We start from the raw sequence: 15,830 nt of genomic DNA on the forward strand, positions 1-15,830 counted from the left end.
TGCGGGCAGAGACGATTGTTATCGTCGTCGGGAAATTGCGCGCTGGCGTCGGATGGCATTGTCTGCAGTGGTGATAATCTTTACGAACTGCATCTGCCTCTCCTTTCACGTATCGCCGGGCGCAATTCAAATATCGCAAACGGTACCTTTTCCTCGGTAAACGGCTCTTTTACCGTCTCCGTTTTCGATGTTCGCTATATTACGATAAAGTGCACGCTGCGCAAGCGACAAATTCAAATTTCTGAAAAGTTTTTTCATTAGTTTGTGAATTGCAGTGCAAATACGCACCATTCCTGCGAAAATACGCTCGACTACTAGTTGATGGTTATAACGTCTGAAACAATCTCGAAACGAAAGGCGCATTTTTATGCAAACTTACGAATCGGACGCCAACATCGGCAACATTAAGATTCTCGCCGTCGATATGGACAAGACGCTGCTGACCGACGAGCGTGTGCTGCCTCAGGGTCTTGATGAGCGCCTGGACAAGCTCGCCGACGCCGGCATCGTATTCTGCCCCGCCAGCGGACGTCCCGCCCCCAAGCTAGAGGAGATGTTCGAGGGTATCAAGAACCGCCTCGCCTTTTGTCCCGATAACGGAGCGTGCGTGATCTATCGCGGCAGCTATATCTATAAGAGCAATATTGACGTGGAGCTGTATCAGCAGGTCTTGAGCCGTGCCTCGGAGGATCCTCGCGCTGTCCCCGTCCTGTGCTGCTTCGACGAGTTCTACGTGCTTGCCCGCGACCATCAATACCACGACGAGATCAGCGTCTACTACAACACAATCAACTACGTCGACAGCTTTGAGGGCATTGATTTCGAGTCCAACAAGATTTCGGTCTTCTTCCCCGGCTACGACGCCGAGCCCGCTTTCCGCGAGACCTATAGCCCCGAGTTCTCGGACAAGCTCTACGTCACCAACGCCGGGCGCGAGTGGATCGACTTTATGAACCTGGGCGTCGACAAGGGCGCCGGCATCGCTCACCTGTGCGAGCACCTGGGCATCGATATTGCCGATGCTGCCGCCGTGGGCGATACCTACAACGACATCCCCATGCTCGAGCGCGTCGGTCACAGCTTTATCGTGGACAATGCCGAGGAGCACATGAACACGCATGCCAGATGGCGCATTCCGAGCAACAACGACGGGGGCGTACTGACGCTCATCGACGCCATCCTGGCGGCTCGGTAACGTGGTTCGTCGGACCTGGCCGGGCGAGGCGGGTAAGTTTTTCGTTCGGTCAGGTCCTGGGCTCGCTCGGAAAGCACATTAAGTGCTTTCCGGCTCGTGCGGAATCTACGAAAAACTTACCCGCCTCGCCCGGCCAGGTCCTAGGGTGACTTGCTTGCCGCCTGGATGGCGTCTTGGCGTCTAGATACTTGGCTGATTTTTTTGGAATGAAGGGGCCTCCTTGTTGGCAAGGAGACCCCTTCTGCTTTTGGTTACTTTGGGGTTGTTGATACGTCTTTATTTGGCGTCGGCCCAGGTTATGCCGGTGCTGGCTTCGGCGATTAGGGGGACGCGGAGGTCTACTACGTGCTCCATGACGTCGCGGACCATGGTGGTTAGGCGCTCGACTTCGTCGATGGGGCACTCAAAGTCCAGTTCGTCGTGTACCTGCAAGATCATGTGGGCGGCAAAGCCTTCCTCTTCCAGGCGGCGGCTTACGCGGGCCATGGCGATCTTGATGATGTCGGCCGCGGTGCCCTGCATGGGATGGTTCATGGCCGTGCGCTCACCAAAGCCGCGGAGTTGTGGGTTTTTGGCCTTGAGCTCGGGAATATGGCGACGGCGGCCATACATGGTCTCGGCGTAGCCCGTCTGCTTGGCGCGCGCCACCACGTTGTCGAGGAACGTACGCACGCCCGGGTAGGCCTCGTAGTAGCGGTCGATCATGTCGCGCGCCTCGGCCATCGAGATATGCAGCGACTGCGACAGGCCGTAGGCCTGCTGACCATACACGATGCCAAAGTTCACGGCCTTGGCGCGACTGCGCAGGTCGGGCGTTACCTCAGACACCGGCACACCGAACACGCGCGCCGCCGTCTCGGCATGGAAGTCCTCGCCCTCGTTAAAGGCGCGCACCAAGTGCTCGTCACCCGAGAGATGCGCCAGCAGACGCAGCTCGATCTGCGAGTAGTCCACCGCCAAAAAGACGCTTCCCTCTCCTGCCGAAAACGCCGTCTTGACGGTACGGCCCAGCTCAGAGCGCGTCGGGATGTTCTGTAGGTTCGGGTCGCTCGAGGACAGACGCCCCGTTGCCGTGATGGTCTGGTTGTACGTAGTGTGTACGCGACCGTCACCACGGCGCAGCGGGCCCAGCGTGTCCAGATAGGTGGACTTGATCTTAGACTTCTCACGCCAATCCAAGATCAGACGCACGATTTCGTGGTCGCGGGCAAGGTCGCTCAACACCTTGGCGTTGGTCGAATAGTAGCCGCGCTTAGTCTTCTTGAGGCCCTTGGTCGGAAGCCCCATCACATCAAAGAGCACATGCGACAGCTGCATGGGACTGCCAATATTAAAGGTCTCGTCACCCGCCAGGTCGCGAATGCTGCGCTCGACCTCGGTGATCTGGGTCGCCAGGCCCTCGGACAGATTACGCAGGCGGTCGGGATCCACGAGCATGCCCGCGCGCTCCATCTTGGCAAGCACCGGCACGAGCGGCATTTCGATGCCATCGAACACGTTGGCGGCGTTCTCGCGGGCCATGCGGTCGCGCAGCGGTGCGACCAGCGCCAACGTCAAGGCCGCCGTGCGAGCGGCGGGCGCCGGAGCGTCCTCACCGGCACCCTCTGCACCGCGCGCCGCAGGCAGCGCCATCTGCAGATACGTATCGGCCAGATATGCCTCGTCAAACTCGGAGCGGTCGGAATCCAACAGGTAAGCGGCGACCACGGTGTCGAAGATGCACGTGGAATCGACTGCCAGCGGATCCATAAGCTCGGGCTCGGAAGAATCGATGGGCGAAAGCTCGTGCAGCAGCGCCTTCGTATCCGGGCTCGCCACGCGGCCCTCCATAAACAGGCGCGCAAGCACGCCGGCGATCACACCGTGAGCGAAGTTGAAGCCCTCAACCTCAGCCGCCGCACAGCTGTCGCCCTCCTCGAGCGCGAACAGGCCCTTGGACGTCGCCAACCACAGCGTGCGCGTCAGTCCAAAGAGCGCGCCCTCTTCCTTGTCATCGTCCACCACGGCGGCGACCCACTCGCCGGCATCAATCGCGCGGGAGACCTCAGCCGCAACGGCACCAAGCGCGTCGGCATCGCCGGCAGCTGCGCGAGCCATCGCAGGTATCTCAAACACACTGGAGGCAGCAGCGACCCCGCCCTCGCCGCCGATCAGCGCCAAGAAACGGTTCTGCATGGCGGTGATGCCAAGCGTACCCAGCGCCGCGGAAACCTCATCGGCAGAAAACGCCGGGAAGGACGTCGCCTCAAAGTCGAGCTCGACAGGCGCATCGGTACGAATGGTTGCGACCTTGCGGCTCAGCAGCGCATCGTCGATGTGCGCACGCAGGTTCTCGCCCATCTTGCCCTTGACCTCGTCGGCATGCGCGATGACCTCATCCAAGCTGCCGTACTGCGCGATGAGCGCGCTCGCCTTTTTGGGGCCGATGCCCGGTACGCCGGGAATGTTGTCCGACGTATCGCCCTTTAGACCGTAAAAATCGGGCACGAGCGCCGGCGTAATGCCGTGATACAGGTCGTCCACGCTCTCGGGCGTCATGATCGCCACGTCGGACAGGCCCTTGCGGGTCGAGACCACGTTGACGTGCTCGGTCACGAGTTGATACATGTCGCGGTCGCCGGTCACCAGCAGCATGTCGCAGCCGGCCTCTTCACCCAGGCGTGCCATGGTTCCCAGGATATCGTCGCCTTCCCAGCCCTCGGACTGCAGAATCGGCACGTTGAGCGCGGTGAGCAGCTCCTTGATCATCGGAAACTGCGCATGCAGATCGGGGTCCATGGGCGGGCGTTGTGCCTTATACTGCGGCAGCATCTCCATGCGCACGCGCGGTTTGCCCTTGTCAAACGCCACGACCACACCGTCGGGGTTAAAGGCATCGATCATCTTGAGAAACATGTTCAGAAAGCCGAAGATCGCGTTGGTGGGGCGCCCGTCCGGCGCATTCATGGTGGGCGGCACGGCGTGGAAGGCGCGGTGCATGAGCGAGTTGCCGTCGATAACGGCAAAGGTGCGGCGCTTGTCAGACATATTGAATACCTCGCTTTGGGCTGGGCACGGTTTGCTCACACCAGTTTACACGCTCCCCGCCCCGCGGCCACCGCACATCAGGCTTCCCTGCCGCCGCGGGCCCGCGCGTGATACGATGGCTCACGGTACATCAACCAGCACGATCGATCCGAAAGGAGCCTGCGTCATGGAGCGTCCCTGCGCATGGAAAAAGTACACGCCACAGCAAGTCGAGGAACTCGAGGAGCTTTGCCGCGGCTATAAGCAGTTTTTGAGCGAGAATAAGACCGAGCGCCTGTGCGTCAAGACCGGCATCAAGATGGCCGAGGAGGCGGGCTACGTCGACTTGGAGACCGTGATTGCCGAGGGCCGCACGCTCAAGGCCGGCGACAAGGTGTACGCCGCCAATCACGGCAAAGACCTCATGCTCGTCAACCTGGGCACCGCCCCGCTCGAGCAGGGCTTTAACATCCTGGGTGCTCACGTGGACTCGCCGCGCCTGGACCTTAAGCAGAATCCCGCCTTCGAGGCCGGCGACATGGCCTACCTCGACACGCACTACTACGGCGGCGTCAAGAGCTACCACTGGGTGGCCTCCCCGCTTGCACTCGTGGGCGTCATCTGCAAAAAGGACGGCACCACCGTCGACATCAACATCGGCGACAAGGCAGACGATCCGGTCTTTACCATCTCCGACCTGCTGATCCACCTCTCGAGCGAGCAGATGTCCAAGCCCGCCAAGGACGCCGTCGACGCCGAGATCCTCGACGTGATCGTGGGCGGCCGTCCCGTCAAGTTTGACGAGGACGACAAGGACGCTCCCAAGGAGCCCGTCAAGCAGATGTTCCTGGACATCCTCAAGGAGCAGTACGGCGTCGAGGAGGAGGACTTCCTCTCCGCCGAGATCGAGGTCGTGCCCGCCGGTCCCGCCCGCGACATGGGCCTCGACCGCTCCATGATTTTGGGCTATGGCCACGACGATCGTGTCTGCGCCTATCCGTCCATGCTCGCCCAGATCGACGTCGCCAACGTGGAGCGCACGAGCATCACGCTCATCGTCGATAAGGAGGAGATCGGCTCCGTGGGTGCCACCGGTATGACGAGCCGCTTCTTCGAGAACACCGTCGCCGAGATCATGACGCTCGCCGGCGAGGATAGCCCGCTGGCCCTGCGCCGCGCGCTCGCCCGCAGCCGCATGCTCTCCTCCGACGTGTCCGCCGGTTTCGACCCGGGCTATGCCGGCAAGTTCGAGACGAAGAACGCCGCCTTTATGGGTCGTGGCCTGTGCTTTAACAAGTACACGGGCAGCCGCGGCAAGGGCGGTTCCAACGACGCCGATGCCGAGTACGTGGCCCTCGCCCGCGACATCATGGACGAGGCCGGCGTGGACTTCCAGACCTGTGAGCTCGGTCGCGTCAACGCGGGCGGTGGCGGCACCATCGCCTACATCATGGCCAAGTATGGCATGAACGTCATCGACTCCGGCGTTGCCGTCCTGTCCATGCACGCCCTGTGGGAGGTCGCCAACAAGGCCGATATCTACGAGGCCTACCGCGGCTACAAGGCCTTCCTCGAGCGCGCCTAACCAGCCCCTTCATCAGTTGCGGTGAAATACGGACTAAACTGGCCCATAAACGGCCAAAACAGACCGTATTCCACCGCAACTTCCTTTTTGGCAGAGGAGAGTTCATGCTGCAGGTCATCATTTCGCCCGCCAAGCAGATGCGCGCGGCCCAAGATGCTTTTGAAGTCCTGGGCATTCCACCCTTTGTGCGCGAGACAGCTCGCCTCCACCGCGCACTGCTAGATATCGAGCGGAATGAAGGCAGCGGCGGTCTGCAGGCGCTGTGGAATGTGAGTGACAAACTGCTGGGGCCTTGTCTCAACACCCTGCATGAGTTCGGGCCCATCCTGAAAAACGGCGATCTCGACAATCCCGCACTCGCCCGTCACCTCTCCCCCGCCGTCATGTCCTATCACGGCATCCAATACCAAAGCATGGCGCCCGAGGTCATGGATGCCGCACAGCTCGACTGGCTGCAAAACCATCTCTGGATCCTCTCGGGCCTTTACGGATGCGTACGCCCCTTTCATGCCGTTGAACCATATCGGCTGGAGATGGGCGCGAAGCTTGCCGTCGACGATGCCCGAGACCTCTATGCGTTTTGGGGCGACAAGCTCGCACGGGCCATCGCTCCGGCGGACTCCAACGCTACGATCGTCAACCTCGCCAGTGCGGAATACGCCAAAGCCGTTCTGCCCCGCCTCACCACCGATGCCACGGTCGTCACATGCCTCTTTGGCGAAGGCGTCCGCAACGGCAAGCCCATCCAACGGTCGACCGCCAGCAAAAAAGCGCGCGGCTCCATGGTGCGCTGGATGGTAGAAAACAAACTCGTGGATGCAAGCGAACTTACCGCATTCAACATCGGCTATCGTCACATCCCCGAGCTTTCAGACAAAAACACCCTGGTATTCATGAACGCGCAGGCACAATAGGCCCGCCGTTTCCAAACACCCCGTTACTCCGCCAAGCCATCGGCCTTTGCAATCCCGTTTGTCGAACCGTCCTGATAGACAATCTTGACGTGCTCAACCTCGGACACCGCAACACCCGCCGGAGGCTCCAGACGCCATTCCGTCAGGGCGATATCCATGGTCGTGGGCACATCTCCTTGATCTTTGAGCTTCACCGTGAGCGTTTTGAGTGCCGCGTCAAACGTCACGCGTTCGATTTCTTCGCCCGGAATAGACCCGCCGCTCAACTGCAGCTGCACAAACTCGTCGCGCGGATACCAATAGTCGCCCGGTGCGGCAACCGTGTTGCCACCAGAAACTTTCATGGTCATAATCGGCAGGGCATCGTCGGCTTCAAACCCCCAGGTGACGCCGCCACGACCGCCGAACGTCCAAATACAAAAGGCAATCACCAACACGGCAAGCACCGCAAAACCAATCGCGACAAGGCCATGGTGCGCACGGCTTTCCTCGGCCGATACATCCCATTGTGTCTCTCGATATAGATGCTTGTCTTCCATGTTCGCCTCCCCACAGGCACGCTCGTTGGCCCAATCGTACCCATTCAGGCTATACTTGAGCCCACCACATAAACGGGGAGCTTGCAGGACAAGACGGCAGGCTGAGACTGGGCGCGCCCGCCCTGACCCGCAAACCTGATATGGGTAATGCCAACGAAGGGAGCCGTGCCAATGAGCACACAGACCGAGCCCAAGCTCGTCACGCAAATCGACTTCGCCCGCGCCGGGCAGATCACACCGCAGATGAAGGAGGTCGCCGAGCGCGAGCATCGCGACCCCGAGTACATCCGCGAGCGCGTGGCCGACGGCCGCATCGCCATTCCCGCCAACATCGTGCACATCAAAAAGGGCATGCGCGCCTTTGGCGTCGGTGAGGGCTTGTCCACCAAGGTCAACGTGAACCTGGGCATCTCGGGCGACAAGGCCGATGCCGCCGAGGAATGGAAGAAGGTCAAGATCGCCGAGGACTTTGGCGCCGACGCCATCATGGACCTCTCCAACTCGGGCAAGACACGTCAGTTCCGCCAGCAGCTCATCGACGAGACGCCGCTCATGGTAGGCACCGTCCCCATGTACGATGCCATCGGCTACATGGAAAAGCCGCTGGTCAAGCTCACCAAGGACGACCTGTTCGAAGTCGTGCGCGCGCATGCCGAGGACGGCGTGGACTTTATGACCATCCACTGCGGCATCAATAAATCGGTCATCAAGACCTTCAAGGAGACCGGCCGCCTCATGAACATCGTCAGCCGCGGCGGCTCGCTGCTGTTTGGTTGGATGGAAGTCACCGGTAACGAGAACCCCTTCTACGAGTTCTACGACGAGGTGCTCGAAATCTGCCACGAGTACGACGTAACGATCTCACTCGGCGACTCCTGCCGCCCGGGCTGTCTCTACGACTCCAACGACGCCACCGAGACTGCCGAGATGATCGAACTGGGCAAGCTGTGCAAGCGTGCTTGGGCCGCCGGCGTCCAGGTCATGGTCGAGGGCCCGGGTCACATGGCGCTCGACGAGATCGCCGCCAATATGAAGCTGCAGAAGCGTCTGTGCCACAACGCCCCGTTCTATGTGCTCGGACCGCTGGTAACCGATATCGGCGTGGGCTACGACCACATTACCGCCGCCATCGGCGGCGCCATCTCCGCAAGCTCCGGTGCCGACTTCCTGTGCTACGTGACACCGGCAGAGCACCTATGCCTGCCCAACGCCCAGGATGTGCTCGACGGCCTCATGGCCACCAAGATCGCCGCACACGCCGCCGACATCGCCAAAAAGGTGCCCCACGCCCGCGACATGGACGACAAGATGGGCCAGGCACGCCGCAAGCTTGACTGGGACGCCATGTGGGAGTGCGCGCTCGACCCGGTTACGGGCAAGAAGCGCTACGAGGAGTCCCCCGCCGCCACCGAGGGCACTTGCACCATGTGTGGCAAGATGTGCGCCGTCCGCACCGTCAACAAGATCTTCGAGGGCACCACGATCGACCTCGGCATGGAGGACTAGCCTGTCGCCGCGGCCGCTTCTGTCGGCGAGCTGGTGCCTGTCAATTGTTGACGTGTGAACATTTGCTTGCATTTGCGTAAAGATTGCATCGCCCGCCCGGGTTCGACATAGAGTCGGCCCGGGCATCTTTATAATGCTGGCTTAAAGACCCATTTGATTCCGACCGAACAAGGGAGCGAACATGGATCGTAGTAAGGTACCTGCCGTCCTGTCCATCGCGGGATCCGATTCCAGCGGCGGCGCCGGCATTCAGGCCGACATCAAGACCATCACGGCGCACCGTCTGTATGCCCAGACGGCCATCACCGCCATCACAGCGCAAAACACACTGGGCGTTACCGCCGTGCAGGATATCTCGCCAGATATCGTAGCCGCGCAAATTGACGCCGTTTTTGACGATATCCGCCCGAGCGCCGTCAAGATCGGCATGGTTTCTTCTGTCGAGATTATCGATGTTATCGCCGACCGCCTGAGCGCCTGGAAGGCGACAAACGTGGTAGTCGACCCCGTCATGGTAGCCACCTCGGGCGCACGGCTGATTGCCGAAGATGCCGCAGAGGCGCTCACTCGCCGCCTGTTCCCGCTAGCGACGGTTATCACGCCCAATATTCCCGAGGCCATGGCCCTGCTCGACTACGAGGTCGACTCCGAGCGCACGCAGCAAAATGCTGCCATGCTCCTCACCCGCCGCTTTGGTTGTGCATCCCTCGTTAAGGGTGGGCATCTTGTCAACGAGGCCAACGATGTACTGGCCGAACCCGCGCCACTCGATGACGAGGGCAACCATCTGGGAGATCCACTCACCACGTGGTTCCGCCACAAGCGCATCGAGACCGACAACACGCACGGCACCGGATGCACGCTCTCGTCCGCCATCGCCTGCGCGCTGGCCCAGGGCATGGATCTTGCCGATGCCGTCAACGCCGGCAAGGCATACCTAACGGGCGCTCTCGCCGCCGGCTTTGACATGGGCAAAGGTTCCGGCCCCGTCAACCACATGTGGCAGTATTAAGATTCGCAGTCCAAAGCCACCGCAAAGGCGCCCGTCCCCTTTGCGGTGGCTTGGGGTCGCGCTACTCTCCGAGCATCTCTTGGAGCTTGGCTGCCACGGCGTGGCCCAGGCTCTCGTGGCTTTCGGGCATCATGTGCAGATAATCGATATCGCCCGGCTCGGCAAAATCAGCGGCATTCAAAAAGTCGCAGCCAAACTGTTTAGCAGCATACGCATAGTATTCGGCAAAATGCTCCGAGGCCTCGACGGAGCGCTCGTCAAAGTCGGTCATGTACACATCGGCGATCTGCGGTTTAATCTTGATAGGCGCCATCAGCAGAATACGCGGGCAGGGCGCGGCTTCGGTCCAGGGAAACGCGCGGACGGTGCGAATCAGCGCCATGGCACCGTCAGCGATATCGGCAGCCCCCACGCTAAAGACCGTCTTGCAGTCGTTGGTGCCCAGCATAATCACGATCGCATCCAGCGGCTTATGAGCCTCGAGCAGCATCGGCAACGCGCGGATGCCGTTGAGATTAGTGTCCAGATGGCACATGTCGTCGCGTACCGTCGTGCGGCCGTTGAGGCCTTCCTCAATCACGTGCCAGCCCTCGCCCAGGTCGCGCTGGGCCACGCCGCACCAGCGCACATCGTGCGCATAGCGTACCGCGGTGCCGTCGCGCATGCCCGCCGGATCATAGCCGTAGGTATTGCTGTCGCCAAAGCACAGAACGTTTTTCATCGTAAGCCCTTCCTCTAGTAAAAAGAAAAAGTCGGCGGGAGCAGTCTCTCCCGCCGAATCGACCTATCTGTCAGCACATACCGATTACAGGTACTTGCGCCAATCGTCATCGTCTTCATCGTCCTCGGCGGCAGCCTGGGCCTGCTCGGCGGCGCGGGCAGCCGCAGCGCGAGCGGCAACCTGGGCATAGGACTCCTCGTTGCGCTCGGGGAAGTTTGCCAGCACATGCTCGAACTTGGCAAAATCTTCGTCCCAGCGCGTAGAGGGCACGGCAAAAAAGACCTGCTTGACCTTAAAGTCGCCCGATGCGAGCTCCATGCGGAAGAGCTCGGCCACGGCCTCGGCGTCAAAGCCGTTGTTGTCGCAGCCCCAAGCGCCCAGCACGAGCTTCTCGCGACCCAGCTCGTCGCAGATGGCAAGCACAAAGCGGATGCGATCGCGCAGGGCGTCCAGCAGGGCATCGTCACCCACACGATACTCCTGGCGAGCGCGCTTGGCGTTGGGCGCGGCGGCCACGATCACGTCGGCATACGCATGCACGTGGTTGCGGTCGAAGCGCACCGCAGGCACCACCAGCGCACGGTTGCGGTAAAGCTCGCAGTTGATGTTGCGGCGACGGTTCTCGCCGTACCATTTGCGCTGTTTATCGAGCACGTTGTACAGGTACGAATCGGCACAGAGCGTGGCCTCCTGACCCAGATAGCCCTGGATGTAGCCGCCGCCCGGGTTGGTGAACGAGGCAAAGTCGAGCACGGCCATGTCGCAGAACTGCGCATAGCCTCGGCCGTTATCCAGAATGGCCTGCGTGGCAGAGGCGTCGAGCACGGTGACCTCGGGCAGGACCGGAGCGGGCTCCTCGGCGGCAGGCGCGGACTCGGTCTCCGTGGCCTCCTCTGCGTGTGCAGGCTCGGCCGTAACCTCGGTCTCGGCGGACGCAACCTCAGCGGTCTCGGCCTCGGCGGCCTCAGACTCCTCGGCAACCTGTTCCTCGACAGCGTCGGCCGCTTGGGCCTTGGCCTTCATCGCCGCGACAAAACCGGCAGGCATACCATCGAACTCGCACACGCCGGCAAGCGAACGCTCGATATCCTTGGCGCACGCTTCGGACACAGTTGCCACGTGACGCTCGGCGGCCTTGGCACGGGCCTCGCGCTTGGGATTGGGCTGACCCGCTCGGTTGGACCTGCGGTTACGGTTCCTGTTGTCGACGTCTGCCATACATGGTCACCTTTCCTGTCGCTGCCGCTATCGGCTTTCCCCATCCATGATACCCCGCCGCGTACAAAAAAGACGGCCCCGAAGGACCGCCTTTCGCATCGATTTACCGTGTCCGGCAGGAAGCGTCGCAATGCCGCGCTTTAATCGCGACGGCCGAGGATGTTCAAAATGCGCAAAAACACGTTGATAATATCCATGAACAGGTTAGAGGCCATAAGCACGGCATTGGGCAGTGTGGGCGGCACCGTCGTGGCAACATAGGTGTCATAGCCAATAAACCCGGCGAACACCACGATCACGATCAGGTCGGTGATGGTCTGCGAGACGCCCATGAACATCAGCACGATCTCAACCAGAATAGTTGCGAGCAGAATGCCAAAACCGATGCCATATACGCGCTGGAAAAACTTGGGGAACGTCACGCCCAAGGCGCCAAAGACAAAGGTGATGGCGGCCGTGGCGATAAAGGCAGTGTTGATGGTGGGCAGGTCGTAGTTGGCAAGGCCAAACGACGCGGTCAGGCCAAAGGTACTCGCAAAGATTACGTAGCCCACAAGGGACAGGCCCACGGACTGCTTGCTGGCGGCGGCCGACATCATGACCATGCCGACGATGGTCAAAATAAACGAGCCAAAGACCAGCGGCAGGGCGGCGCCGCTCATCATCATGCGCGCAAACGACATGGTGCTCGTAAAGTAGGCGCCGGCGCCCATGGCGCAAAAGCCCAAGAAGATCAGGGCAGACATGACAAGGTTGTACGCGCGCGGCGACATCTCCTTGGCACAGCTTGCACCGGTCTCGATGGGGCCGTTCTGATAGCCCTGGATATCGTTCATACTTCGTCCTTTCAAAAAGCGCACGACAGCGCCGTAGGTGACAAGATTCCTGCCATTGTACCCGAATGCCGCACGTCCTTACCTACGGCGCTCGCTCTCAAGCGTACGATCAAAGGCCCAGACCCACCAACGCATCACGTGTGCCTGCGAGCCGTCTGCCCGCTCGCGCGTCTGGTCCTCCAGATACAACTCGGTCGCGTGCCCGCCAAAACGCACCTTATATGTTGCCGTACGGATGCCGTGGACCATCAGGCCAAACCCGGTGGTCGAGATAATTTCGTCGATCGTAAAACAACGGCCGTCGACCCAGCAGACGGTGACCGGCACGACCTGTCCGCCCGCGAGGATGCGGGCCACGACGTCCACATACTGCTTGTGCACGCGCCGAGTTTTGCCGTCTGTCTGTCGATATTCCATGCCTCCTATTATCGAACGCATGTTTGCATGTTGTAAAGCGAACAGACTGTGGTTTTGGAGTGTCGTAGTAATCGCACGTGTCCGCATGGCGTGTTAGCAAAAAGAACACCCGCGGTCAACAGGGCTAATATTCAATTTTAGTGCCAAAAAGTTCACTTCTCCCATCAGAACTCGGTAAAGAGACCCGCAGGAGGTGATACGATTTATCATGTTTTTGTAACGTGTCTGCAAACTTCGAGAAAGCCCATATATGGACGTAACGTTCTCAACCTTCCTCGGCCAAATTGTGTCGAACCCAGTCCTTGCCGTCACCGTGATCCTCGCGTTGGGCGCCATCTTCGTCAATGGATGGACCGACGCGCCCAACGCCATCGCGACCTGCGTCACTACGCGTTGCATGCCCGCCCGCGCCGCCATTCTCATGAGCGCCGCATTCAACTTCCTCGGCGTGCTCATCATGACGCACTTTAACGCGAGCGTCGCCAACACCATCTCACATATCGTCGACTTTGGCGGAAACAGCACCATGGCGCTCGCCTGCCTATGCGCGGCGCTGTTCTCCATCGTCGTCTACGGCGCCACAGCGTCGCGTTTTGGCATCCCCACCTCGCAAAGCCACAGCCTTATCGCCGGCCTGACCGGTGCCGCCATCGCCCTCGGCGGTGCGAGCAGCGTCAACGTCCACGAGTGGATGAAGGTCATCTACGGCCTGGCGCTCTCCATAGGCCTGGGCTTTGTCATGGGCTGGGTCCTGTGCAAGCTCGTCTCGATTCTTTTCGCCGCCGCCAACAGGCGACGTGCCAATGTCTTCTTTAAATACGCTCAGATCGCGAGCGCCGCGGCCATGAGCTTTATGCACGGCGCGCAGGATGGACAGAAGTTCATCGGCGTGCTCTTTTTAGGCGTGGCCTTTGCCAGCGGCCAGACGAGCGTCGGCGATGCAGGCATCCCCATCTGGATTATGCTGCTGTGCTCGGCCACTATGGGTATCGGCACCAGCGTGGGCGGCGAGCGCATCATCAAGTCCGTCGGCCAGAGCATGGTCAAGCTCGAAAAGTACCAGGGCTTCTCCGCCGACCTGGCGGGCGCCGCAAACCTGCTGCTTGCCACCCTTACCGGCATCCCCGTGTCCTCCACCCACATCAAGACCTGCGCCATCATGGGCGTCGGTGCCGTCAAGCGCCTTTCGGCCATCAACTTCGGTGTCGTCAAGGACATGATGTTCACCTGGTTCTTCACCTTCCCCGCCTGCGGACTCATCAGCTTTGTCATGGCCAAGCTGTTCATGATGTTCCTCTAGTCAAACCGAACGTCCATCCGGACTGCATTACCTCGCCCGCCCATCTTCACCTCGAAAGGACCACCCATGGCAAAGAAACCCGATTCGTTCTACTTTGACAACTACGTCGCCTGCGCCGACCTAGCCGTCCAGGCCGCAGAGCTGCTCACCAAGATTTTTGAGAACTTTGACCCTGCGCAGATCCACGACATGCTCGATAAGATGCATGCGATTGAGCATGCGGCAGACAAGAAGCACCACGAGCTCGAAGACGCCTTGCTCACCGCCTTTATCACCCCGCTTGAGCGCGAGGATCTAGACCTGATGAGCTGCTCGCTCGACACCGTGCTCGACCGCATCGAAGGCGTCGTGCAGCGCGTCTACTTCACCAACATCCAGAGCATCCACCCCGATGCCATCGTCATCGCCCACAAGGTGACTGACGCCTGCCGCGCCATGAAAGACCTGATGGTCGAGCTGCCCAACTACCGCAAGTCCAAGACCCTGCGCGAACTCGTCATCCAGATCAACACGATCGAGTCCGAGGCCGACGAGCTCTACATCAACGCTATGCGCAACCTGCATGTCAACGGCAAGGATCCGCTCGAGGTCATCGCCTGGCGCGACGTGTACGCCTTCCTGGAGTACTGCGCTGACTGCTGTGAGAATGTGGCCGATGTTGTGGATTCGATTGTCATGAAGAACAGTTAATTGGGGGTACGTGTCCCGGCGGCGAAGGGCCGGCACCTGTTTGCTTTCTCACTCCGGCTGCATGGCAGAGTCGTTCGAAAGTAAACAGGTGCCGGCCCTTCGCCTTACGTACCACCATTGGGAACTTTGGCTGATACTTTGAAAGCGATGGGGCTTTTGTTGGCGGGGCCTTTGGACCCGATTGGGAACTTTGGGACCGCCTTAAACGTTTGGGTGGATGGGGCTTTGGGTACCCTTTGTTTTACTTTGGATTGATTCGTTGAATTTGGAGGTCTTGGTTGTGAGTTATTTGGATCTGGCTCGTGGTCGGTATTCTTGTCGTTCGTTTGAGGACCGTTCTGTTGAGCAAGCTGTGGTGGATGCCATTGTTGAGGCTGGGCGTATTGCTCCTTCTGCTTGTAATAATCATCCAACCCGTGTGATGGTGTTGGATACGCCTGAGCTTCTGGAGAAGGCAGCTGCTTGTCAGCCTCGGTTTGCTCGTGATGAGTCTATCTTTGGCGCTCCGCTTGTCTTCCTTATTTGCAGCGTTACCGATGATGCTTGGGTGCGCCCGTATGATCAGATGAATTCCAGCGAAATCGATACGTCCATCGTGTGTGATCAGATGATGATGGAGGCCACCGAGCAGGGCCTGGGAACGTGCTGGGTATGCCATTTTAAGCCTGAGGTGGCACAGGAGCAGTTCAATCTGCCCAAAGGCGTTTATCCCTATCACATGCTTGTCTGTGGCTATCCTGCCGACCACATCGCCGACCCCGAGCATCGCGAGGCCCGTACCATTCCCCTTCCCAACTTCCTCCTCAAGTAGTTTTTTGGCACATGCCCTAAAACCTACCTTTTACCGCTCACCCATTCGCCGAGTTCTGCGCCACAATGTGCAGGGCTCGG

At 60.1% G+C, this 15,830-nt stretch carries 14 protein-coding genes; 8 read left to right on the top strand and 6 right to left on the bottom strand.

Annotated features, from left to right (window positions below; translation table 11 throughout):
• Positions 1-367: 367 nt before the first annotated feature.
• A complete protein-coding gene (locus tag ACESUZ_RS03820; protein ID WP_373198585.1) occupies positions 368-1,195 on the top strand; it encodes a Cof-type HAD-IIB family hydrolase in 828 nt (275 codons plus the stop codon).
• Between the two features lie 276 nt (positions 1,196-1,471).
• On the opposite strand, the gene polA is transcribed toward ACESUZ_RS03820, so the two are convergent.
• Complete coding sequence (gene polA, locus ACESUZ_RS03825) at positions 1,472-4,222, bottom strand: DNA polymerase I (RefSeq protein ID WP_373198587.1); 2,751 nt, start codon at positions 4,220-4,222, stop codon at positions 1,472-1,474.
• Between the two features lie 166 nt (positions 4,223-4,388).
• On the opposite strand from polA, the gene ACESUZ_RS03830 reads away from it, so the two are divergent.
• Both ACESUZ_RS03830 and ACESUZ_RS03835 read left to right on the top strand, forming a co-directional pair.
• Positions 4,389-5,786, top strand: a complete 1,398-nt coding sequence (locus tag ACESUZ_RS03830) for an aminopeptidase (RefSeq protein WP_373198589.1) — start codon at positions 4,389-4,391, stop codon at positions 5,784-5,786.
• 104 nt (positions 5,787-5,890) lie between these two features.
• A complete protein-coding gene (locus ACESUZ_RS03835; protein WP_373198591.1) occupies positions 5,891-6,700 on the top strand; it encodes a YaaA family protein in 810 nt (269 codons plus the stop codon).
• 23 nt (positions 6,701-6,723) lie between these two features.
• Here the strand turns inward: ACESUZ_RS03835 and ACESUZ_RS03840 are convergent, their stop codons facing one another.
• The gene (locus ACESUZ_RS03840; RefSeq protein ID WP_373198592.1) at positions 6,724-7,239 is read right to left on the bottom strand and encodes a hypothetical protein; all 516 of its coding nucleotides are present in this window, start codon (positions 7,237-7,239) and stop codon (positions 6,724-6,726) included.
• Positions 7,240-7,410: 171 nt separating this feature from the next.
• Between ACESUZ_RS03840 and thiC the strand changes: the two genes are divergently transcribed.
• Entirely contained in the window at positions 7,411-8,745 is a 1,335-nt protein-coding gene (gene thiC / locus ACESUZ_RS03845) for a phosphomethylpyrimidine synthase ThiC (RefSeq protein ID WP_373198594.1), read from the top strand.
• A gap of 181 nt (positions 8,746-8,926) precedes the next feature.
• Positions 8,927-9,757, top strand: coding sequence for a bifunctional hydroxymethylpyrimidine kinase/phosphomethylpyrimidine kinase (gene thiD / locus ACESUZ_RS03850; protein WP_373198596.1), 831 nt, complete (start codon positions 8,927-8,929; stop codon positions 9,755-9,757).
• 61 nt (positions 9,758-9,818) lie between these two features.
• On the opposite strand, the gene ACESUZ_RS03855 is transcribed toward thiD, so the two are convergent.
• From ACESUZ_RS03855 to ACESUZ_RS03870, 4 genes are all read right to left on the bottom strand, one after another.
• A complete protein-coding gene (locus ACESUZ_RS03855) occupies positions 9,819-10,478 on the bottom strand; it encodes an SGNH/GDSL hydrolase family protein (RefSeq protein WP_349090777.1) in 660 nt (219 codons plus the stop codon).
• Positions 10,479-10,562: 84 nt separating this feature from the next.
• Positions 10,563-11,696, bottom strand: a complete 1,134-nt coding sequence (locus tag ACESUZ_RS03860; RefSeq protein WP_373198598.1) for a TIGR02452 family protein — start codon at positions 11,694-11,696, stop codon at positions 10,563-10,565.
• Positions 11,697-11,836: 140 nt separating this feature from the next.
• Positions 11,837-12,532, bottom strand: a complete 696-nt coding sequence (locus tag ACESUZ_RS03865) for a Bax inhibitor-1 family protein (RefSeq protein ID WP_373198600.1) — start codon at positions 12,530-12,532, stop codon at positions 11,837-11,839.
• Positions 12,533-12,610: 78 nt separating this feature from the next.
• Positions 12,611-12,949, bottom strand: coding sequence for a hypothetical protein (locus tag ACESUZ_RS03870; protein WP_373198602.1), 339 nt, complete (start codon positions 12,947-12,949; stop codon positions 12,611-12,613).
• Between the two features lie 250 nt (positions 12,950-13,199).
• Here ACESUZ_RS03870 and ACESUZ_RS03875 point away from each other — a divergent pair, with 250 nt between their 5' ends.
• The 3 genes from ACESUZ_RS03875 to ACESUZ_RS03885 all read left to right on the top strand — a co-directional run bounded on the left by ACESUZ_RS03875 (position 13,200) and on the right by ACESUZ_RS03885 (position 15,750).
• Positions 13,200-14,249, top strand: a complete 1,050-nt coding sequence (locus tag ACESUZ_RS03875; RefSeq protein WP_006234237.1) for an inorganic phosphate transporter — start codon at positions 13,200-13,202, stop codon at positions 14,247-14,249.
• A 66-nt stretch (positions 14,250-14,315) separates the two neighbouring features.
• A complete protein-coding gene (locus tag ACESUZ_RS03880) occupies positions 14,316-14,939 on the top strand; it encodes a DUF47 domain-containing protein (protein ID WP_055309822.1) in 624 nt (207 codons plus the stop codon).
• Positions 14,940-15,156: 217 nt separating this feature from the next.
• Positions 15,157-15,750 (top strand): nitroreductase family protein, encoded by a 594-nt coding sequence (locus ACESUZ_RS03885; protein ID WP_373198604.1) that lies wholly within the window; start codon positions 15,157-15,159, stop codon positions 15,748-15,750.
• The last annotated feature ends 80 nt before the right edge of the window (positions 15,751-15,830 follow it).

The organism is Collinsella aerofaciens ATCC 25986 (assembly GCF_964239575.1).
In the GTDB taxonomy this organism is placed as follows: domain Bacteria; phylum Actinomycetota; class Coriobacteriia; order Coriobacteriales; family Coriobacteriaceae; genus Collinsella; species Collinsella aerofaciens_BQ.